This is a genomic window from Streptomyces sp. NPDC025651, assembly GCF_055558735.1.
This window is the reverse complement of sequence record NZ_JBVHLZ010000002.1, coordinates 648,382-668,832: the sequence shown is the minus strand read 5'-3', so window position 1 is coordinate 668,832 and position 20,451 is coordinate 648,382. Positions and strand designations below refer to the sequence as shown.

Sequence of the window (20,451 nt, the reverse complement as noted above, 5' to 3'; positions counted from 1 at the left end):
GACTGTAACAGTGTATGAACCGATGTCGAGTCGTTCCAGTGTGTTCCGTATTGCGGAGCATTCTTGCTGTTCAAGCGGGTGCGTGGCCGGAAAGATCCGACGGCAGTAGGGTCACTACCGGTCCAGTGAATTCCTCCATCAAGACCGGGAGTTTTACGTTGAGTTCGCTTTCTGCGCACCACCTGAAGACTGCCGAAGCGGTGGCCGAGAAAGCTGTCGAGGCGGTCGTGGAAGCCGTACGGAAGACAGTTCAAGAGCGTGGGGAATGTGTTGTCGCGCTGACTGGAGGAAATACTCCGCTGGCGACCTACCGGCTGCTGGCGAAAAGCGATGTGCCATGGGACTCGGTGCGGGTCGTGCAGACCGACGACCGGGTGCTGCCCGAGGCGGAGACCGGCTCCAACTGGCGGATGATCCGTGAGACGCTCCTCGACCCCGCGGGGGTGCCGGAGGCGCGCAGGCACCCGATGCCCGTCCGTGCCGACGACCCGGCCGCCGGTGCCGCGGAGTACGCCGGGTTCCTCTCCTCCCTGACCACCACGGGAAGCGCGGACGTCGTCCTGCTCCAGCTGGGCCCGGACGGCCATCTGGCCTCGCTGTTCGCCGACCGCTACGACCCCGAGGACCCCTCGGGCGTCACGGTCACCACCACCGTGGACGGCGCCGTGCGGATGACCCAGACCCTGCGGTCGCTGCGGGGCGCGGCCACCCGCCTCGTGCTGGCCACGGGGGCGCAGAAGACGGATGCGGTCGCCAAGACGGTCGCCGGTACCGAGGACACCTTCGCCGCCCGGACCTTTGTCGGCACCGACGGCCTGCTGCTGCTCGACGCCGAAGCGGCCGGCTCACCGCAGTGACCGGCCCGTATGCCACGGGGGCGCGCGCCGACGGCTTCAGCGCCGAGGCGGCACGGGAGAGCGACCGCCCGGTCGTGGTGTTCGACCTCGGCGGCACGTGGTTCCGCGCCGGTGTGCTCGTGGGCGGTGGCGACGTCGTGGCGCTGCGCCGCGACCCGGCCGTCAGCCATCGCTCCCGCCCGGGGACCGCGGCCGAACTGCAGCGCGGGATCGTCGACTGGCTGGTGCGGACCCTGGACGAGATCAGGGACGAGATCAGGGACGAGATCAGGGACGAGATCAGGGACGAGATCAGGGACGAGACCAGGGACGGGATCGGGCTGTCCGGTCCGATCGACACCTGCGCGGTGTCCCTGGGGGCGGCCATGGACGGCTGGACCGGCCAAGTCCTCGGCGCGGCGCCGCTGTTCGGAGCCGAGCGGACCAGTTGGTGGCCGGCCGCCGAGCTGGCGGAGCGGCGCCCCGGCATACGGTGGACAGTGATCAACGACGTCTCCGCGCTGGCCTACGCGCTCCTCGCCCGGGAGGACCTGGACCAGCGCAGGACGGCGGCCGCGGTGACGGTGAGCACCGGCATCGCGTACCGGACGATCGACCTGGCGACCGGGCGCATCCCGTTCGACAGGGAGCACGGACTGCAGGGCGAGATCGGGCACCTTCCCGCCCAACTCCTGTGGAACGGCGGGCCGGTCACCGCGCGATGCGACTGCGGGGCGTACGACCACGTCGGCGCGTTCTCCTCGGGCGAGGGGATCCGCCGCTTCCTGCGCACCGTGCCGGCCTCGGAGTGGGGCGGTGCGGACGGACGGGCGGCGGGCTCGGACGCCGACCTGCTCGCCTCGTTCACGGGCGCGGTCGGCGCGGGGCACCCCGGCGCCGTCCGGGTGCTCGACGCCGTCACCAGGCCCATGGCGCAGGTGCTCCTGGCGCAGGCCTGCCTCAACCCCGAGGTGGAACACACCGTGCTCACCGGCGGGGTGGTGGAGAACCTCGGAGACCCGTACCTGGCGAGTCTGCTGCGCAACCTCGACGACCTGGGGCTGTACGGGATGTCGGACCGGGACCCGGACTACTTCGCCCGGAGGGTCGTCCGAGGGGAGCCGGACGGCCTCAGTGCGCTGCGTGGCGCGGGGATCCACGCAAGGGGAATTCTGCTGGGGAGTGAGTGCAGAGCATGAATGGGGACTGGAACGTCCGTGCCTGTCAGGACGTCACCTACCGCGTCACCGAGGTGACGGACGTACTGGCACCCGGGAACGACGCGCTCGCGGCCGCCGCCGGCCTTGCGGCGGGGGCACGGCGCCTGGTGGTGGTGGACGAGGCCGTGCACGCGGTGCGGGGAGCGGAGATACGGGACTACTTCCTGGGCAGGGGCGTCACCCCGCGCGTGCTGGCCCTGCCCGGCGGGGAGCGGAGCAAGACGCTCGCGGCGATCGAGGAGATCGTGCACGCGGCCGACGCCACCGGGCTCGCCCGCCGGGAGCCGATCGTGGCCATCGGCGGCGGGGTGCTGACCGACCTGGTCGGGCTCGCCGCCAGCCTGTACCGGCGCGGCACTCCGTACGTCCGCGTCCCGACCACGCTGATCGGCCTGGTCGACGCGGCGATCGGCGCCAAGACGGCGGTCAACTTCCACGGCCACAAGAATCGGCTCGGCACCTACCACCCGGCCGCCGTCACGCTGCTCGACCGGAGCTTCCTGGGCAGCCTGGAGGCCCGCCACATCAGCAACGGCATGGCCGAGATCGTCAAGATGGCGGTGGTCAAGGACCCGGTGCTGTTCGACCTGCTCGACGGGGACGTCGAGGACCTGCTGCGCCGCCGCCTCGACGGCGCGGTCGGCCAGGAGGTGATGCGCCGGGCGATCGACGGCATGCTCGAAGAGCTCGAACCGAACCTGTGGGAGCACGAGTTGCGCAGGGCGGTGGACTTCGGGCACACCTTCAGCCCGGCGGTGGAGATGGCGGCCCAGCCGGAACTGCTGCACGGCGAGGCGGTGTCGATCGACATCGCGCTGTCCTGCGCCCTCGCGGTGGACCGCGGCCTGCAGACGCCCGCCGACGCCCTGCGGGTCATGAACCTGCTCCGCAGGGCCGGACTTCCGCTGTGGGACCCGGTCTGCGCGCCGGAGTTCCTGTGGGACGCCCTGGCCGAGTCCACCCGGCACCGGGACGGGAACCAGAACGTGCCGCTGCCCATCGGCATCGGCAAGCACAGCTTCGCGGGCGACCTGACCGAGCCGGACATCCGGCGCGCGGTGGTCCTCCTGCACCGGCTGCTCGACGGGACGAGGGCGGCGGCATGACGGACACCACCACCACCGACCTGGCCTGGACCCGTACGGCCGACGGAGGCACGCGGCTCTCCCGCACCGAGGTCGCAGGCACCGCGCGGCTGAGGGTGCTGCGGGCCGGGATCTGCGGGACGGACCTGCAGATCCAGCGCGGCGTACGGGCCGACGCGGCGGCCGTGCTCGGCCATGAAGGGCTCGTGGAGCACCGCACACCGGCCGGCGTCGAGCGGGGCGTCTTCAACCCGGTCGACCCCGACGACCAGGACCGGATCCTCGGGCACTCCTACGACGGGTGCTTCCGGCGGTACTACCCGGCCCGCCCGGACGGCCCGGTCCTGCGGCACCTGGTCCCGGCCCGCCCCGACCTGCCCGCCGACCTCGCGGTCCTGGTGGAGCCCCTGGGCGCCGTCCTCTACGGCTGGGACCTGCTCGACGCGGCGGGCGGCCCGGACACGGTCGCGGTCTGGGGCAGCGGCACCACCGCCGTGCTCGCCGCGCTCGTCGGCGAGGTGCGCGGCATCGGGACGACGCTGGTGCACCGGCGCGAGGACCGCCTGGACTACCTGCGGCGGCGCGAGGTCCTGCCCGGCACCCGGCTCGTCGGCGCGGCGTCCGGCGCGGGGGCCTCGGGAGCCGCCGGGGCCGCGTTCGTCTGTCTGCCCAGGGAGGCCGCGGGGGCGGCGCTCACCGAGGCCGCGCACGCCGTGGCCGACGGCGGGGTCGTCGACCTGCTCGGCGGGTTCGGCACCGGCAGCGTGCACGAGCTGACCGGGGACCTCGATCTCAACGCGGTGCGCCGGGCCAATGTGTGCGGGGCGCCGGCGCCGGGCGCCGTCCACGACGTGGTGCTGCCCTCGGGCAAGAGGATCGGGCTCACCGGGCACCGGGGCACCTCCCCCGCCCATCTGCGGCGCGCGCAGGACCTGCTCTGTGCCCATGCGGGGCGCTTCGGCCGGGTGCTCAGCCACGTGGTCTCCCTGGAGTCCGCCGGGCCCGTGCTGCGCTCCATGGCGGCCGACCGGCCGGGCGAGCGGCTGCCCGGCGAGCACCTCAAGGTGCTGATCGACCCCACGCTGGCGGCGGGCGCGAGCCGTGAGCCGGACATCGTCACCACGGTGGCCGACGTCCCCGTCGGCTGCTGAAACCGCGCTTCCCCCTCCCCTGCCGTCCTTCCGAAAGCCCTCCTGAGAGGAAGTCATGCTGGTTCCGCGCTACGGCTACCCGGCCCAGTTCAGTGACATCGACGAACTCACCGCGAAGATCCGCGAGTTGCTGTTGTCCGGCGACTACATCCTCGGCAAGCCCGTCGAGCAGTTCGAGCGGGCCTTCGCCGACTACACGGGCGCCGAGCACGCCATCGGCCTCAACTCCGGTACGGACGCGCTGATCCTGGCCCTGCACGCCCTGGGCGTCGGTCCCGGCGACGAGGTCGTCACGGTGGCCAACACCTTCCACTCCACCGTCCTGGCCATCGCGCGGGTCGGGGCCACCCCCGTCCTGGTGGACTGCACGGACACCGACTACATGATGGACCTCGACCAGCTGGCGGCCGCGATCACTCCGCGCACCAAGGCCGTTCTCGCGGTGCACATGTTCGGCCAGGTCCTGGACATGGACCGGATCACCGGCCTGGTGCGGGAGCACGGCCTCGTGCTCGTCGAGGACTGCGCCCAGGCCGTCGGCGCCCGCTGGAAGGGGCAGCACGTCGGCACGTTCGGCGACATCGGCTGCTTCAGCTTCCACCCGTCCAAGAACCTCGCCGCCGCGGGGGACGCGGGCGCCGCCGTGACCGGGGACGCCGGGCTCGCGGACCGTCTGCGGCGCCTGCGGGGGCTCGGCCAGGAGGCGCAGAACCACCACACGGAGATCGGCTACAGCAGCCGGATGGACTCCGTGCAGGCGCTGGTCCTCCAGTACAAGCTGCCGCGCCTCGACGCGTGGAACAGCGCGCGCCGCAGCCTCGCGGACCGGTGCACCGCGGCGCTGGCCGGCAGCAGGGTACGGGTGCCCGAGGCCGGGCCCGAGCACGTGTACCACATGTACCAGGCCGTCGTACCCGACCGCGACGCCACCCTGGCCGCCCTGCGGGACAAGGGAGTCGACGCGGTCGTGCGCTACCCGGTGTCCATCGCCCGCCAGCCCGCCTTCGCCGCGTACTCCTTCGACGCGGCAGCTCTGGTGAACGCCGACTTCCTGGCGCGGAACGCGCTGTGCCTGCCGCTGCGCCCGGAGATGCGTCCCGAGGACATCGACCTGGTCGCCGACACGCTGCGGTCGATCACCGGCTGACCGAGCCGGGCCGAGCGAGACAGAGCCGGACCGAGCCAGAACCCAGATCGAGAACCCAGATCGAGAACGACGAGGAGATCGCCTTGACGGATTCAGCCACTGAAGTGTCCATCGTCCCCGGCCTGTTCGGCGCCGACCCGCTGCGGTACGGGCAGGCTGTCGCCGATGTGGCGGGTACGGACGCGGAGCTGCTGCACCTCGACGTGATGGACGGGGTGTTCGTGCCGGACATCAGCTTCGGCCTGAAGGCGGTGACGTCCATACGCAAGGCCTTCGACCGGCGTCTGGACGTGCATCTGCAGGTGGCCCGGCCGCAGGAGCACATCGACGGACTCGCGGGCGCGGGCGTGGATCTCGTGTCGGTGCACGTCGAGAGCACCCCGCACATCGCCCGGCTGCTGCGCGACCTGGAGAGCGCGGGCATCGCGAGCGGCATCGTGCTGAACCCGGGGACCCCGCTGTCGGCGGTCGAGGAGGTCGCCCACCTCGTGGAGCAGGTCGTCGTCATGGCGGTCAACCCGGGCACCAGCGACTTCCTGCCGTACACCGTGGACAAGATCCGCAGGCTGCGGGCCGACCTGGACGCGCGGGGCCTCGGCCATGTGCGGGTCACGGCGGACGGCGGCGTGACGGCGGAGCGTGCCGCGGCGCTGCGGGCGGCGGGGGCGGACCGCCTGGTCGTCGCCTCGGCGCTGTTCCGTGACCCGGCGGGTGTGGCGGCGGCGTACGCGTCCCTCGGCGCGGCCGCGGCGGGAGCCTGATGGGGGCGGGTGCCACGACCGGGGCCCCTGCGCGGTTCCTGTTCGACATCGACGGCACGCTGGTCGACTCCAGCAGGCTGATCGTGCAGGTGTGGCGGCGCGTGGCGGCCGAGTTCGGAGCGGACGCGGAGGGGATCCTCGCGGTCTGCCACGGCCGCAGGGACAGCGACGTCGTGCCGCGGTTCTTCCGTGCCGACGACGAGTCCGCGGTTTTGGCCCGCATCCAGGAGCTGGAGGCCGAGGGGGTCGGTCTCGTCCGGCCCGTGCCGGGGGCGCCCGAGCTGCTCGAGGGGCTCGCGCCCGGCCGCTGGGCCGCGGTGACGTCAGGTCCCAGCGGCCTGATGACAGGGAGGCTGCGCGGCGCCGGACTGCCGGTGCCGGAGGTCCTGGTGGCCGCCGACCACGTCCGCCGCGGCAAACCCGATCCGGAGGGCTATCTGGCGGCGGCCGCCGCCCTGGGCGCGAGTCCCGGGGAGTGCGTGGTCGTCGAGGACGCGCCGGCCGGGGTGGAGGCGGGCCGCAGCGCGGGGATGTACGTCGTGGGGATCACCACGACACACACCGCCGACCGGCTCGGCGCGGCGCATGCCGTGGTGGGACACCTGTCAGAGGTGCGAGGGGTGCTCGGGGCCCGGGTCGGGTGAGGCGGAGGGGGACGTGGCGGGAGGCGTCGTGGGAGGCGTGGTGGGAGGCGTCGTGTCGAGGGCGGCCGTCACCACCACGTCCTCGACGGCCCGCAGCAGGGCCCGGGTCCGCTCCTTCGGCAGGTGGTGCAGGTCGACCAGGGCGTGGTGGACGTCCACGCCGTCCACCTCCTGGACCCAGTACCAGAGCTTGACCTCCTGGCGGGGCCGGTGGCCGTCCCACGTCAGTTCCGTGTGCGGCAGGAGCCGGGAGAGCTCGCCGGGGTCCTGCCGCCCGGCCTCGGGCGCGCGCGTCGGGCGCATGTCGTTGAAACCGCACGCCAACTCGATGTCCGCCACGCCGCGTTCGGCGCTCACCGCCGCCCGCAGCGCGGCCAGCGCCACCGGGTCGCACTGCGCCCTGCGGTAGGCCCGCAGGGCGGCGTGCCCCGTCGTGCGTACGACGTCCGGGAAGGGGCGGCCACGCGCGGGGACCAGGGTGACGCAGCTGCCCAGCGCGATCCCGACGAGGTCGCGCAGCTCGGGAGCCGCGCGGTTGGACGCGATGAGTTTGAGCGGCACCGCGTCCTGGCCGGTGAGTTCGGCGAGCACGCTGTGGACCGCGGCCATCAGAACCGTGGTCCCGCTGACCCCGAGCCTGCCCGCCACCGCCCGGGTGGCCAGGGTGAGCGCGGGCGACGCCATGCTGATCTGCCCGAACCGCTCGGCGTCCGCGGCGGGCGGTTCGGGCAGATCGGCGTCCCCGGCGGGCGCGGGCCGTTCGGTGGCGGGCGCGGGCCGTTCGGTGTCCCCGGCCGTCGCGGGCTCGTCCACGGGCGGGGCGAAGAGGGTGAGGGGCGCGGCGCGCAGGATGCCTTCCCAGTACTCCAGGGCGGCGGCGGAGCGCCGCAGCGCCGCGGGCTCCGCCTCGGCGGCCGCCTGGTCGAACGGCTGGTGGCGCACCGGCGGCAGCTCGGCCGCGGTGACGCGGCCGGACAGGAGGGCCGTCAACTCGTCGGTGAGCAGGGCGAGTCCGGAGAAGTCGAGGGTGACGTGCGACACGACGAGCAGCAGTTGCACGGGCTCGCCCGCGTGTTCGAGGACGGCGATCCGCACCGGCGGTTCGGCGTCCAGCTCGAAGCGCCGCGCCTGCAGGCGGGCGCGGAGCCGGTCGGCCGCCTCCGCCGGGTCGGGCACCAGGGTCCGGTAGACGGGCACGCGCATCTCGGCGGTGGCGGCGAGGACCTGGGACGGGGTGCCGTCGGCGTCGACGACGTACCGGGTGCGCAGGCACTCGTGGCGCCGCAGCGTGCCGGTGACGATCGCGGCCACCGCGTCGAGGCCGAGCCCGGAGGGGACGGCCAGGAGCCTGCTCGTGTTGAAGTGGTGGTCGTGCGGCTTCATCCACTCCGTGTCGTTCCACTGCACGCGCTGGGCCCAGGTCAGGGGCGCGGTGCCGGAGCGTTCCCCGGTGACCCGGATGCGGAGTTCCTCCCGGAGGGCGACGGGATCCGTCATGACCCGGACGGCAGAAGCGGGTTGAAGGCTGCCCAGAGCGCGCCGCACGTGGCGAAGTTCTCGGGCGTGAGCAGCTCGTCGGGAACGCTCACCTCGAAGGTGTCCTCGAGGGTGACGATGAGCTGCACCGTGGAGAGCGAGTCCAGGCCGAGGCTCGACAGCCGCGCGTCGGACGGCAGTTCGTGATCGGCTTCCAGCAGGGGCAGGTACTCCCGGACGACTTTCTCGAACTGCGGTGTCCACTGGGTGTCCACGGTGCTTCTCCGCTCTGGTCGTGTGGGTGTGACGATCGGCTCCGCCGTCGTCATGGCGAGGGGGCGTCCCCGATGAGCCGGACCGCGCGGTCGACGAGGCAGAGCGTGCCGGTCGCGGTCAGGAGACGGTCGTTGGAGTAGTTCAGGCTGGCCGATCGCAGGTCGCGCAGGTGGCGCTCCAGCGGGACGGGGGAGTCCGCCCGGTAGCCGAGGCCCAGGCCCGCGAGCTCGACGCACCGGTCCGCCGCCCGGTACGTCAGCTCCGACGCGAGGACCTTGAGGGTGTTGAGATGGATCTGCACGGAGGTCTCGGTGACGTCGCCGCCCTGTGCGCGGCACCGGGTGATCTCCCGCTCGCACTGGTGGAGGACGGCGCTGACCGCTTCGAGGTCGATGCGGATGCGCGCGATCCGCTCGGTGACCAGGTCGGACTTCAGGTCCATGGAGGACGGGCGCCTGGGCGAGCGGAGCTGGGCGACGAGCTCGGCGAGTGCCTGCCGCGCCGCGCCGAGCCAGCAGGCGGCCCAGCCGACGTGGCCGAGCGGAATGAAGCTGCCGACCGCGACCTGCGCGAACTCGCCCCGCCCGCCCACCACATGGTGGGCGGGCACCACGCCGGAGAGGCGCAGGGCGACGCTGTGCGTGCCCCGCATGCCCAGCGGGTTCCAGTCGCCGCTGACCCGGACGTCCAGCGCGGCGCGGTCGGCGTAGACGAGGGTGACCTGCCGCGCCGGTGCCTCCTCCGCGTCGCGCATGGTGAGCAGGAAGCCGTCGGCCGCGGTGCCGCCCGTGACGATGGGGGCGTCCCGTTCGACGAGCAGGCCGTCCGCGGTCTCGCGCAGCGGGGACGCGCTGGTGAGCAGATGGCCGCCGGTCTGCCTCTCGGAGGTGATGGATCCCAGGTAGACCGTGCCCGCCGCGATCCGGGGCAGCAGCTCGTGGCGCAGCTCCGGCGAGCCGAACCGTACGACGGCGTCGGCCTGTTGGCAGTGCATCGCCCAGATCATCGCGGTGGACAGACAGCCCGACGCCAGGATCTGGGCCACCTCGACGAGGTCGGCGAGGCTTCCGCCGAGGCCGCCGTGGGCGACCGGGACGAGCAGACCCATGAGTCCGCTCTCGCGCAGTGCCGTCAGCGACTCGGCGGGGAAGCGGGCCTCGGTGTCCACCGCGCGCGCGTGTTCGGCGAGTACGGGAAGCACGCGCCGGGCGCGCTCCGCGGGGGACGGGTGGCTCCCGCCGGGGGCCGGTGCGTCCTCGCGGCGCAGGGTGAGCCGTCCCGTGGAGACCACGCTGTCGCCGAGGACGGCGACCTCGGTGGGCAGCGGCCGGGAGAGGAAGCCGAGGAGGCTCGCGTGCAGGCCGTAGGCGCCGGTGTTCGGCACGGACAGCACGTCGCCCGGCTCGGGCCGGGGCAGGACGGCGTCGTGCGCGAGGGTGTCGCTCGGCGTGCACAGCGGCCCGACGAGGGTCACCCGCTGCTCGGCGCGCTCGCGTTCGCCGGGGGCGTCGGCCACCACGGCCCGGGCCCGGACGGGCGGCAGCCGCCGCAGGCCCGCGAGGCCCCCGAGGGTGTTCACACCGGCGTCGAGCACCGCGAACGTACGGCCCTTGCTCTCCTTGACGTCCGTCACGGTCGTCAGCAACTGCCCGCAGGACCCGCTGAGATGACGGCCCGACTCGAAGGCCACCTCCGGACCGCCGTCCCGCCACCCGGGGAACAGCCGGTCGAGTTCGTCCTCCAGGGCCTGGCGCAGCAGCGGATAGGAGGGCCGGTCGCCGGGCACGGCGTAGGGGTGCGCGAAACCGCCGCCGAGGTCGAGGAAGCGCAGGGGGAGCCCGTGTTCGGAGCGCAGGAGCGCCGCGGTGCGGATGTTCGCGAGCAGCTCCTGGAGCAGGCTGTCCTCGTCCCTGGCGTTGGTCACCGTGAACAGGTGCAGGCCGACCGGTTCGACGTGCGGGACCTCGGTGACCCGGTCCGCCCAGTCGGCCACGGCACCGAGGTCGAAGCCGAACTGCGAGGCGGTGCCGGTCATGCGCAGCCCGGCGGAACCGGCGGCCTCGGCCGCGTTGATCCGCAGCAGGCACCGGGCCGACACCCCTTCCCGGCCCGCCGCCTCGCTGATGCGCCGCAGGTCGCCGAGGGACTCGGCGGAGTGGAACGTGACGCCCGAGCGCATGGCGTGGGCGAGCTCCGCCGGGGTCTTGCCAGGGCCGGTGTACAGGCAGTCCGTGGCCCGGTGGCCGGCGAGCAGGGCCGCGTCCAGCTCTCCCGTCGAGCTGACCTCGGCCCGGCAGCCGGCCTCCCGCAGGGTGCGGACGACCTCCGGGTGGGGGTTGGCCTTGAGCGAGTAGAACAGGGTCGAGCCCGTGGGCAGCTGTGCGCGCAGCGCGGCCGCGGACTCGGTGGCGCGGGCCAGGTCGTAGACGTAGAGCGGGCTGCCGAACTCCTCCACGAGTGCGGTCGGTTTCATCGCTGCAGCTCCTTCACCGTCTCGGCCAGGCGTTTTCTGTCGGTCTTGTGGTTGGGGGTGAGGGGCAGGTCTCCGACGAGCAGGCACCGGTCGGGGAGCTTCGCCGGTTCGAGGCGCTCCGCGAGGCCCTGGACGATCGGCTCGGAGGTCGGCACGTCCGCGGTGACGCACAGCACCAGCGTCCCGTCGTCGAGGACGAGGGCGGCCGCCGCCCGGACCGCCTCGATGTCCATCGCCGCCGCCTCGACCTCCAGGAGGCCGAGGCGGGTCCCCTTGTGCTTGACGAGGTCGTCCTTGCGGCCCGCGAAGTAGAGGTGGCCGTCCTCGTCGAGCCAGCCGTGGTCACCGGTGTACAGGACGACCTCGCCGGTCCGCGGATCCCTGCGGAACCGCTGCGCGGTCAGCTCGGGGGCGCGCCAGTAGCCGCTCATCACATGCGGGCCGCGGACGACGAACTCCCCGGTCTCGCCCGGCGGCCGGGGTACGCCGTTCTCGTCGACGACGTCCACGGCCGTGCCGGGGAGCGGGGGGCCGACCGAGCCCGGCTTCTTCAGGTCGCCGTCGGGTTCGAGCACCGAGATGCGCTTGCACTCGGTGGTGCCGAACATCAGCGAGATCTCCGCCGAGGGGAACCACTCGCGCAGGGCCCTGCGGTCCGCCTCGGTCAGCGCCGCGCCGGTGTTGGTGAACAGCCGGACGTCCGTCGGCTGCCGGTCCCGTGCGGCGAGGCTCGTCAGGAGCTGCGCCAGGGAGGGGACCAGCGGTACGACGGTCGCGCCGGCCGCCCGGATCCGCCGCAGGAGGGTCATGTCCCGTCCCGCGCCGTCGATGACCACGGACGCCCCGCTCAGCGCGGCGAGGAAGAGCTGGTGGAGCCCGTAGTCGAAGGACAGGGGCAGACGCAGGAAGACGACGTCGTCCGGGCGGTAGCGCAGCAGTGAGCCGATGGCCCGCGCGGCGAACAGGATCTGCCGGTGGGGGCAGACGACCGCCTTGGGCGCGGCGGTGCTCCCCGACGTGTAGATGAGCACCGCCGCGTCGTGCGGGGTCGAGGGGCCCTCGCCCGGCAGCGGCGCGGTGGCGTCGATGCCGGACCACACCTCGTCGAGATCGAGGACCGGGCAGGACCGCGTCGCCGACCGGGCCCGCTCCAGGGTCTGCCGCTCCGCGACGACCAGCGCCGGCCCGGCGTCCTCGACGACGTCCTTCAACTGGTACGGCATCATCTGCGCGCTGATCGGTACGAGTACGGCGCCGATGCGCGAGGCCCCGTACAGGAGCGCCGCCAGTTCCCTGCGGTTGGGCAGCTGCACGAGGACCCGTTGCCCGCGGCGCACCTGTCGCTCCCGCAGCCAGCCCGCCACGCGCAGGCTCGCCGTCCGCAGCTCCGCGTACGTCCACGCGCCGGTGGCGTCGGACACGGCGAGCGCCGTCGGACGGCCGTCCGCCGCCGCGTCCAGGAGGTCGTGGACGGCGGCGGACGCGGACGGCAGGTGCGGGTCACCCGCGGTGAGCGAGTGCGGGGTGAAGGCCACGAAGTCCCCCAGGGATTGCGGTCGGAGGTAGGAATCAAGCCGGACGAGGGAGTCAGGAGCAACGGCGTTCAACTGATGAGGTCAGCAGTTGAACGGGCGACCGGATCGGCGCGGCGGTCACCCGGTCCGCGCCGCGGACAGGAGCGAGAAGACCGCCTCGGCGTGCCGGAAGTCCTCCGCCTCGACGACGTTGCCGAGGAGGACCACGCGGGCGCCCGCGTCGAAGTACCGGGCCAGATAGGCGGCGACGGTCTCGTAGCTGCCCACGAGCAGGGGCATGGACCCCTTGTCGCTGCGGTAGGCGCCGGTCCAGTACACCTCGTCGTAGATGTCGCCCTCGGTGGCGAGCACCGCCATCCTCCGGCTCCAGTCGGATCCGGAGGTGCGGCGCAGCGCGGTCTTCAGGGACGCCGCCCGGCTCTCGCGGTAGGTGGCGCGTGCGACCTCCCAGGCCTCGGCGTCGCCGGGGCGGGCGAGGAGCCCGATCCGGATCCCGATGCGCGGCCCGCCGTCCAGGTGCCGCGCGTACTCGGAGGTGAACCGGTCCACGGGCTCGGGGTGGGTGACGGCGACGTCGGCCACGGCCCTGGCCGTCGCGAGGCTCGCGGGGGAGGATCCCGCGACGAAGACGCGCGGCATCAGGGCGGGGTCGAGCGGGGCGTTGATGCGCAGGCCTTCGTAGCGGTAGTGGCGGCCGGCGTGGGTGAGCGCGGCGGGGTCGCCGAGCAGCGACCGGATCACGTGGATGTACTCCGTCGCGCGGTCGTAGCGCTCGTCGTGTCCCAACCCCTCGCCGATCTGGGCCAGTTCGTTGCCGGCCGCGCCGGTGATCAGGTTGAGGTCGACGCGGCGGCCGTACAGCGTGGACAGGGTGTAGATCATCTGGGCCGCGGTGAACGGCGGTACTGCGTAGGGCTGGGCGGCGACCAGCGGCACCAGGCGGTCGGTGCACCCCATGAGGGTGGACGCGACGAGCCAGGGGTCGAGGTTGTGGTGGTTGTAGAAGGCCAGCAGCCCCGTGAGCCCGAACTGCTCGGCGCGGCGCCCCACTTCCCGGGTCACGGCCAGCTCGTGGGGTGCGCCCTGGCTACGGGTCGTGCTGGCCGTGGCGTAGACGTCGAATTCGTGGGTCACCGCGTTGCTCCGGGTCCGGCCGAGGGCTGAGGAGGAAGGACGAGGGGCGCGCGCACGTCCGCCGCCCGCGCCACGGCGCCATGCTGTGGCGCGCGGGCGCTGTGCCGTGGCGCGCGGGCGTCGGGCCGTGGCTCGCAGGCGTCGGACCGTGGCCCGGAAGCGCTACGCCGAGGCATGGAGGCGCTGTTCCAGTTGGTCGGCGAACTCGCGCCAGGACTCGCTGCACTTGCGGGCCAGGTCCGCCACGGTTCCCGCGCAGTGGCTCGGCACGTCGTCGATGAGCTGCTGCCAGTCCTGCGGGTCGACCACGTGGCCGCTCAGCCAGCGCAGCAGGGAGCGGCCGAACTCGGTGAAGCGCAGGGAGGGGTCCGCCACCAGGATCCGCAGGACCATCGCCGCGTCCCGCTGCGGCGCGAGCTCGGTCGGCGAGCCGCCGGTGCGGGGCCGGCGCACCACCGCCGAGGGGTCGGGACCGCCCGCCGCCTTCGGCCGGGGTACGGGGTCCTCGCCCCGCAGCACACGGGCCCGCACGTCGGCGGCGGTGCCGAGGGAGATGCCCGACTCCCGGGCGAGCTGGCGCAGCGGGGTCCGCGGGTTCGCCTTCACCAGCTCGCCGGCCGCCCTGCGCCCTTCCGCGCTGCTGATTGGGCGGCGTCTGCCGTCGCGGCCGATCCTGCCGCGCAGCGGCGCGACGTCCGCGTCCGTGTCCTTGCGCAGCGCGGCGACGGTCTTCGCGGCGAGCCCGGTGGCCGCCGCGACGGCCCGGTCGGACCACTGCGGGTGGGAGACCAGGATGCGCGCCGCCGAGGCGCGCCGGTCGGCGAGGGAGAGCGGCATGCCGTGCGTGACGTTCAGCCGGACGGCCAGGGGGAAGAGGTCCGCCTCGTCCCCGTCGACGAACCGTACGTCGATCTCCTGGGCGCCCCGGAGTAACGCGGCGTGCATGCGGTGCATGCCGTCGACGATCCGCATGGTCGGCCGGTGGACGACGATCGGCGGCAGCGCGTCGCCGGACTGCGCGAGGATCTGCACGTGCTCCGGGTCCTCGCCCTGGATCCGCGGTGAGTCGGCGTTCAGCAGCGAGGAGATGGGGACGGACTCGACCGCGCCGTCCCCACTGAGTTCGCCCGGGAAGGGCAGGCCCGCATCGGGCCCGCCCTCCGCGGGGTTCGGCTCCCGCATCGTCGTCATCGAACCAGCACCCCCATGAAAGAAATGGACTTCACCAGTCAACTTCGCTGCTCCGTACGGCGGTTCAGGTCACCGGCAGCGTCTTGGCGTCCTCCGCCTCGGCGATCCGACGGGTGGAGAAGAGGCGGTCGCGGAAGTCGGACGTCCAGGCGGCCGGCTTTCCCTCCAGGTGTCCGTACTCCACGAGAACGTTCTCGTTGACCGGCTGGACGGCGTCGAGCAGCTCCTTGGAGACGGCCTCGGGGAAGAGCTCCCTGGCGTAGTGCAGGGCGTAGAAGACGCTGTCCCGCACGCCGAGTTCGGCGACCCGGGCGGCCACCCTTCGGCCGTCCTCCGCCGTGCAGCGGGACACGGCGCACGCCACGTCGATGAACTTGGAGAGCAGCAGGTCGGTGCCGAGCGCGATGTAGTGGCGCGAGTCGGCCTCCTTGTGGAGGTGGACGCAGAGGTCGATGACCTCGTCCTCGACGCGCAGGGCGCGGCCCTGCACCCCGCACACCGTCACCGGCACCGCGTGCGCCAGGAAGTCCGCCGTGCGCCGTTCGCCGTCGGGCCCCGCCGACGGCGCGATGTCGTGGCAGAAGTCGATCTCGATGCTCTCCACATGGGGATCGGGGGACAGCTTCAGGTAGGGGAGGGCGTTGTTGACGTGCAGGGACCAGAAGTAGCGGGTGCCGCGGCTGAAGCTCTCCACCTCGGTGCCGTCGTCCGAGACGCGGCCCTGGACGAAGCCGAGCCGGGCGAGTTCCGGGCCGAGCGCGGCGGCGGTCTCCTTCGAGGCGAGCAGGTCCAGGTCGTGCATGCGCCGCAGGCCCGGGTCGGGGTAGAGCCGCTCGCTCAGCAGCGGTCCCTTCCGTACGGCGTAGGGGACGCCCAGGGACTCGGCGGCCTCGATGACGGCGGCGAACTCCTCGCGCAGGACGGCGTTGCGGTGCCGGTTCGACTCGTACGCGGCGGTCAGCACCCAGCGGTTGGGGATGGTGTCGAACCGCTCCTCCGGATGCCGGTGCAGGCGGTGGCGGCCGACGTTGTAGCCCACCAGGGGCAGCACCTTGTGGCGGGCCGCCTGGTCGAGGAGCCAGCCCCAGTCGAGGCGCCCGCCGATCTGCCGGAAGCGTTCGCGAAGGCGCTCCGCCTCGTCGGCGGAGAGCCAGGGGTCGGACAGCAGCAGCAGCGTGTCCACGTGCTGTTCATGGGAGACGCCGAGGTCGCCTTCGTCCTGTCGGCCCGCTTCGTTGGTACCGAGCACACCCATGTCTGATCCCCCATTACCTCATCAAGAACGAAGTGCGGATTGGCCGTGTCGGGCGGGATGTTCGGGTCACAGCCGGCCTTGGACCGGCTCGCGGCGCGGACGAAAAGCAGCCTCCGCCGGGGCGGAGCTCGCAACGCGCGCGGGCAACAGGCGGACACGGCCGAGTGGTCGCTGTGGCGCTCACTGATCGACGAACCTAACAACCTGTCGAGCACCATGTCTAGACCAACGCAATTCAGGTCCGAACCAAATGAAAGGGCCGTTCAAAGCCTGGTAAAGCGGCATTCAAGACCCTTGGCCTGTTGCGCTTTTGTGAACGGATCGTGCGAACTGCCTGGCCTTGACAGCCAGATGGCGGCCACGCAAGCTCAATTGCCGTTGGTCTGAACCAACTTGAATCCAAGGGGGGTGGCTCATGCCGACGGAATCTCGTGCTGCCGCCACGCGCTCGTGGGGTTCCCGGTCCCGCCGTTGGATCGCCATCCTGCGCCTGCTGCCGTACGCGGGTACGGGGCCGGTGGCGGCCTCGCTCGCCGTCAATGTGGTGCTCGGTCTGCTGCCACTGGTCTTCATCGTCGCGATCAGCGTCCTGATCGACCGCCTCCCGGACGTCGGGGGCGAAGGCCTCGGGTCCGTCGCGGGGCCTCTGGCGGTCTCCGCCGCAGCGCTGGTCGCGCAGCAACTCCTGCCTCCGTACCGGCTGTTCGTCGGTGACGTCGTCACGCGGCGTGTCGACGGGCGGTGCGTCCAGCGGCTGATGAGCGGTGCCCTCAAGGACGCGCCGCTCGCCTCGCTGGAACGCCAGGAGACCCTGGACCTGCTCAGCCGGGCCCGTGGCGCCTTCGAGAAGCAGGCCTCGACGCCCGGGGACGCCGTGACGGGGTTGCTCGCCCTCGTCTCGCGCTACACACAGCTGATCGGGGCCGTCGTGCTCGTCGGCGTGGCGCTCAGCCCCTGGGCGGGGCTCACGGTCGCCGTGACCGCCCTGGTGATCCGCCACGGGCAGCGGGGATCGCTCGGCAGGTTCGCCCAGCTGTGGACGGACCTGACCGGCCGCTGGCGACGCATGGCGTATGTGCGCCGTACCGCGAGCGGTGCGGAAATCGCCAAGGAAATACGCATACTTGGGCTCATCGGCTGGTTCAGGGAACGCCACGCGAAGGAGACCCGCGGCTATCTCGAACCGCTGTGGGCGGGGCGGCGGCGCCTGTTGTTCCTGCCCTTTGTCGCACTCTCCGTGGTCGGACTCGTCGGTGGCGCCGTCACGCTGTATCTCCTCGCTCACGCCGTCGCCGAAGGGCGCCTCGAACTTCTTCAACTCACGGTCGCGATACAGGGAATTCTCATTCCGCTTCGATTCGGCGTGTACTTCCCCGAAAGCGATGTGCAGACCCAGTACGGAATGCAGTCGGCCGACGCAATGGTCGATTTCGAGTCACTGGCGGAGCGCGACGGGCAGCGCGTACGTCAGAACGGGCAGCACGGCGGACGTCGGAACGGGCACCATTCCGGACGTCGGAACGTGCAGCATTCCGGACACAAGGATTCCGGATCGGTGCCGCGGGAGACGACGGCCGACTTCACCCTGAAGAAGAGCCTTCGCCTGGAGAACGTGGTGTTCCGCTACGCGCCCGGCGGCGCCGCGGTCCTCGACCACCTCGACCTCGACATCGAGGCCGGAACCTCCACCGCCGTCGTCGGCCTCAACGGCGCGGGCAAGTCGACCCTCGTCAAGATCCTCACCCGGCTCCACGACCCGGACGAGGGGGCCGTCCGCGTCGACGGCACCGATCTGCGCGAGGTGTGCCCGGATGCCTGGCGCCGCGCCATCGCCGTCATCTTCCAGGACTTCATCCGCTACGAGCTCAGCATGGAGGCGAACATCCGCATGGGTGCCCCCGACGCCCCCGACTCACCGGAGACGGAGCGCGCGCTCGCCAGAGCCGTCGAGCGCGCGGGCGCCCGCGAGGTCGTCGACGGACTGCCCGGCGGCGCCGGCACGATCCTGTCCCGCGCCTACCGGGGCGGTCACGACCTGTCGGGCGGGCAGTGGCAGCGCACGGCTCTGGCCCGCGCCTTCTTCGCCGCCGAGACGGGCGCCCAGGTCCTGGTCCTCGACGAGCCGACGGCGCAGCTCGACGTCCGGGCCGAGGCCGAGTTCTACGACCGCTTTCTCGACATGACCCGGGGCCTGACGAGCGTGATCATCTCGCACCGCTTCTCCTCCGTGCGCCGGGCCGACCGCATCGTCGTCCTGGAGCACGGGAAGGTGGCCGAATCCGGCACGCACGACGAACTCATGGCCGCGGACGGCGGATACGCCGCCCTCTTCCGACTGCAGGCCAGCCGCTTCGAGGACGCGGCGGACGCCCCCGAAGGGCCGGGGCAGAGGGGTGCCGTCCGGTGACGTCGCCCTGGCGGGCCATCCGCCCCGTACTGACCCTCGCCCACCGCAGCGACCCGTGGAGACTGGCCGGCGGCGCCGGGCTGCTGCTGATCGGCTGCCTGGCCACACCGGCGATCTCCCTCGCGCTCAAGGGACTCACGGACGCCGCGCTGGACGAGGCCACCGGCATGGTGCTGTGGTGCGCGCTGGGCACGGCCGCCCTGCTGATCGTCGAGCTGATGATGGGCCACTTCGCGCACCTGCTCTACTTCGAGCTGGGCGAGCTGGGCGAGGCCGCGCTCCAGGAGGAGTTGCTGGAGGTCGCCAACGGCACACCGGGCCTGGAGCACTTCGACAGCCACGAGTTCGCCGACACGCTCGCGCTGGTGCGCGAGGACCTGCCCCGCACCCGTGCCGTGCTCGAAGCCGTGCTCCAACTGGTCTGCCTGGGGCTGCAGACAGGGGTGACCGCCGTGCTCCTCGCCCTGCTCAACCCCTGGCTCGTGCTTCTTCCGGTGGCGGCCGTACCGCCCATCCTGATCGGCCGCCGCGCCCAGGCACTGGTGGACCGCGCCGAGGAGCGCACCGCCGAGAACACCCGCAGGGCACGGCACTTGATGAACCTCGCCACCACGGCGGCCTCCGTCAGGGAACTGCGGACGTACGGCGCCGAGCGGCGGGTGCTCGCGCTGCACCAGGAGGACTGGAGCGCCGTCGACAGGGCCCTGACCCGGGCCGCGGCACGGGCCGCGGGGCTGCGGGCCCTGGGGCAGCTGCTGTTCGCCCTGGCCTTCGGCGGCGCGATCGTCGTCGTGGTGCGGCAGGCCCTCGCGGGAGAGTCGGGGATCGGCGACGTGGTCCTGCTGATCACCCTTGCCGTGCAGATCAGCACCCAAGTCGTCGCCGCGCTCGCCATGTTGAGCACCGTGCAGGCCGCGGGCCGCACCTTCGAGCGCCTGGACCGGCTGAGGGCCTTCGCCGGGCGTGCCCGGCGCCCCGCGGGCGAGAGGCCCGCGCCGGTACGGCTCGGCCGGGGCATCCGTCTGGAGAACGTCGGCTTCTCCTACCCCGGCAGCGAGCGGCCCGTGCTGCGCGACGTCGACCTGGTCATCCCCGCGGGCAGCACCGTGGCCCTCGTCGGTGAGAACGGCGCGGGCAAGAGCACCTTCGTCAAGCTGCTCTGCGGCATGTACCAGCCCACGAGCGGACGCGTCCTCGTCGACGGCACGGACCTCGCGGAGCTCGACCCGGAGTCCTGGTCCCGTCGCGTCGCGCCGCTGTTCCAGGACTTCGCGCGCCTCGAACTGACCCTGCGGGAAGGCGTGGGCATCGGTGCCCTGCCCGCCATCGGCGACGACGCGGCCCTCCACCGGGCCCTGGACGACGCCGAGGCCCGTGGCGTGGTCGAGCGCGTCCCCGGCGGTCTCGACGGACTGCTCGGCCACGGTTACGGCGAAGGCGCCGAACTCTCCGGCGGGCAGTGGCAGAAGGTCGGCCTCGCCAGGGCGCTGGTGCGCGAGGAGCCGCTGCTGCTGGTCCTCGACGAACCGGCCGCGGCACTCGACGCGGCGGCGGAGCAGGCGGTCTTCGCCCGCTTCTCCGACGCGGCGGACCGGCGCGGTGCCGGCGCGGGAGCGGTCACTCTCTTCGTCTCCCACCGCTTCTCCACCGTGCGCGACGCCGACCTCATCGTGGTGCTCGACGAGGGCAGGGTCCGGGAGGCCGGGACCCATGAACAGCTGATGAGCAGCGGTGGGACCTACGCGGAGCTCTTCGAGCTCCAGGCCCGCTCCTATCGCTGAACCGGACGAACCCGAGAGGAAGATGACATGGCGAGAGGGCGGTTGACATCCCGCACTGCCGAGAAAGCGGCCGGTTCCG

The 20,451-nt window shown here is 72.7% G+C and carries 16 protein-coding genes; 9 read left to right on the top strand and 7 right to left on the bottom strand.

The genetic code is table 11. From position 1 onward, the window contains the following. The first annotated feature begins 14 nt into the window (after nucleotides 1-14). The 7 genes from pgl to ACZ4D5_RS10990 all read left to right on the top strand — a co-directional run bounded on the left by pgl (nucleotide 15) and on the right by ACZ4D5_RS10990 (nucleotide 6,844). Nucleotides 15-857, top strand: coding sequence for a 6-phosphogluconolactonase (gene pgl, locus ACZ4D5_RS11020; protein WP_467772049.1), 843 nt, complete (start codon nucleotides 15-17; stop codon nucleotides 855-857). After that, nucleotides 854-2,035, top strand: a complete 1,182-nt coding sequence (locus ACZ4D5_RS11015) for an ROK family protein (protein ID WP_467772048.1) — start codon at nucleotides 854-856, stop codon at nucleotides 2,033-2,035. Before pgl ends, ACZ4D5_RS11015 begins: the two co-directional genes overlap by 4 nt. Continuing rightward, the gene (locus ACZ4D5_RS11010) at nucleotides 2,032-3,162 is read left to right on the top strand and encodes a sedoheptulose 7-phosphate cyclase (protein ID WP_467772265.1); all 1,131 of its coding nucleotides are present in this window, start codon (nucleotides 2,032-2,034) and stop codon (nucleotides 3,160-3,162) included. The genes ACZ4D5_RS11015 and ACZ4D5_RS11010 overlap by 4 nt, the downstream gene beginning before the upstream one ends. Further along, complete coding sequence (locus ACZ4D5_RS11005) at nucleotides 3,159-4,292, top strand: dehydrogenase (RefSeq protein ID WP_467772047.1); 1,134 nt, start codon at nucleotides 3,159-3,161, stop codon at nucleotides 4,290-4,292. The genes ACZ4D5_RS11010 and ACZ4D5_RS11005 overlap by 4 nt, the downstream gene beginning before the upstream one ends. 55 nt (nucleotides 4,293-4,347) lie before the next feature. Next, the gene (locus ACZ4D5_RS11000) at nucleotides 4,348-5,439 is read left to right on the top strand and encodes a DegT/DnrJ/EryC1/StrS family aminotransferase (protein ID WP_467772046.1); all 1,092 of its coding nucleotides are present in this window, start codon (nucleotides 4,348-4,350) and stop codon (nucleotides 5,437-5,439) included. Between the two features lie 83 nt (nucleotides 5,440-5,522). Beyond that, nucleotides 5,523-6,200, top strand: coding sequence for a ribulose-phosphate 3-epimerase (locus tag ACZ4D5_RS10995; RefSeq protein WP_467772045.1), 678 nt, complete (start codon nucleotides 5,523-5,525; stop codon nucleotides 6,198-6,200). Further along, complete coding sequence (locus ACZ4D5_RS10990) at nucleotides 6,200-6,844, top strand: HAD-IA family hydrolase (RefSeq protein ID WP_467772044.1); 645 nt, start codon at nucleotides 6,200-6,202, stop codon at nucleotides 6,842-6,844. Before ACZ4D5_RS10995 ends, ACZ4D5_RS10990 begins: the two co-directional genes overlap by 1 nt. Here the strand turns inward: ACZ4D5_RS10990 and ACZ4D5_RS10985 are convergent. The 7 genes from ACZ4D5_RS10985 to ACZ4D5_RS10955 form a co-directional block, all read right to left on the bottom strand. Beyond that, nucleotides 6,806-8,341, bottom strand: a complete 1,536-nt coding sequence (locus ACZ4D5_RS10985) for a condensation domain-containing protein (RefSeq protein ID WP_467772043.1) — start codon at nucleotides 8,339-8,341, stop codon at nucleotides 6,806-6,808. The two genes, ACZ4D5_RS10990 and ACZ4D5_RS10985, sit on opposite strands and share 39 nt — an antisense overlap. Then, nucleotides 8,338-8,595: a phosphopantetheine-binding protein gene (locus tag ACZ4D5_RS10980; RefSeq protein ID WP_467772042.1), complete on the bottom strand. Its 258-nt coding sequence runs from the start codon at nucleotides 8,593-8,595 to the stop codon at nucleotides 8,338-8,340. The genes ACZ4D5_RS10985 and ACZ4D5_RS10980 overlap by 4 nt, the downstream gene beginning before the upstream one ends. Before the next feature lie 50 nt (nucleotides 8,596-8,645). After that, complete coding sequence (locus ACZ4D5_RS10975; protein WP_467772041.1) at nucleotides 8,646-11,069, bottom strand: acyl-CoA dehydrogenase family protein; 2,424 nt, start codon at nucleotides 11,067-11,069, stop codon at nucleotides 8,646-8,648. Continuing rightward, nucleotides 11,066-12,604 (bottom strand): class I adenylate-forming enzyme family protein, encoded by a 1,539-nt coding sequence (locus ACZ4D5_RS10970; protein WP_467772040.1) that lies wholly within the window; start codon nucleotides 12,602-12,604, stop codon nucleotides 11,066-11,068. The genes ACZ4D5_RS10975 and ACZ4D5_RS10970 overlap by 4 nt, the downstream gene beginning before the upstream one ends. 117 nt (nucleotides 12,605-12,721) lie before the next feature. Continuing rightward, nucleotides 12,722-13,738 (bottom strand): LLM class flavin-dependent oxidoreductase, encoded by a 1,017-nt coding sequence (locus ACZ4D5_RS10965; protein ID WP_467772039.1) that lies wholly within the window; start codon nucleotides 13,736-13,738, stop codon nucleotides 12,722-12,724. A 162-nt stretch (nucleotides 13,739-13,900) separates the two neighbouring features. Further along, entirely contained in the window at nucleotides 13,901-14,929 is a 1,029-nt protein-coding gene (locus ACZ4D5_RS10960) for a ParB/RepB/Spo0J family partition protein (RefSeq protein ID WP_467772038.1), read from the bottom strand. A 64-nt stretch (nucleotides 14,930-14,993) separates the two neighbouring features. Next, nucleotides 14,994-16,184 (bottom strand): nucleotidyltransferase domain-containing protein, encoded by a 1,191-nt coding sequence (locus ACZ4D5_RS10955; protein ID WP_467772037.1) that lies wholly within the window; start codon nucleotides 16,182-16,184, stop codon nucleotides 14,994-14,996. A gap of 415 nt (nucleotides 16,185-16,599) precedes the next feature. Here ACZ4D5_RS10955 and ACZ4D5_RS10950 point away from each other — a divergent pair, with 415 nt between their 5' ends. Next, nucleotides 16,600-18,591 (top strand): ABC transporter ATP-binding protein, encoded by a 1,992-nt coding sequence (locus ACZ4D5_RS10950; protein WP_467772036.1) that lies wholly within the window; start codon nucleotides 16,600-16,602, stop codon nucleotides 18,589-18,591. Beyond that, a complete protein-coding gene (locus ACZ4D5_RS10945; RefSeq protein WP_467772035.1) occupies nucleotides 18,588-20,372 on the top strand; it encodes an ABC transporter ATP-binding protein in 1,785 nt (594 codons plus the stop codon). Before ACZ4D5_RS10950 ends, ACZ4D5_RS10945 begins: the two co-directional genes overlap by 4 nt. Nucleotides 20,373-20,451: the final 79 nt, after the last annotated feature.

What these genes read in the sequence shown, in the direction of transcription:
- pgl (WP_467772049.1), top strand. Translation starts at nt 15, where the DNA reads ATGAACCGATGTCGAGTCGTTCCAGTGTGTTCCGTATTGCGGAGCATT.
- ACZ4D5_RS11010 (WP_467772265.1), top strand. Translation starts at nt 2,032, where the DNA reads ATGAATGGGGACTGGAACGTCCGTGCCTGTCAGGACGTCACCTACCGC.
- ACZ4D5_RS11005 (WP_467772047.1), top strand. Translation starts at nt 3,159, where the DNA reads ATGACGGACACCACCACCACCGACCTGGCCTGGACCCGTACGGCCGAC.
- ACZ4D5_RS11000 (WP_467772046.1), top strand. Translation starts at nt 4,348, where the DNA reads ATGCTGGTTCCGCGCTACGGCTACCCGGCCCAGTTCAGTGACATCGAC.
- ACZ4D5_RS10990 (WP_467772044.1), top strand. Translation starts at nt 6,200, where the DNA reads ATGGGGGCGGGTGCCACGACCGGGGCCCCTGCGCGGTTCCTGTTCGAC.
- ACZ4D5_RS10985 (WP_467772043.1), bottom strand. Translation starts at nt 8,341, where the DNA reads ATGACGGATCCCGTCGCCCTCCGGGAGGAACTCCGCATCCGGGTCACC.
- ACZ4D5_RS10975 (WP_467772041.1), bottom strand. Translation starts at nt 11,069, where the DNA reads ATGAAACCGACCGCACTCGTGGAGGAGTTCGGCAGCCCGCTCTACGTC.
- ACZ4D5_RS10960 (WP_467772038.1), bottom strand. Translation starts at nt 14,929, where the DNA reads ATGACGACGATGCGGGAGCCGAACCCCGCGGAGGGCGGGCCCGATGCG.
- ACZ4D5_RS10955 (WP_467772037.1), bottom strand. Translation starts at nt 16,184, where the DNA reads ATGGGTGTGCTCGGTACCAACGAAGCGGGCCGACAGGACGAAGGCGAC.
- ACZ4D5_RS10950 (WP_467772036.1), top strand. Translation starts at nt 16,600, where the DNA reads ATGCCGACGGAATCTCGTGCTGCCGCCACGCGCTCGTGGGGTTCCCGG.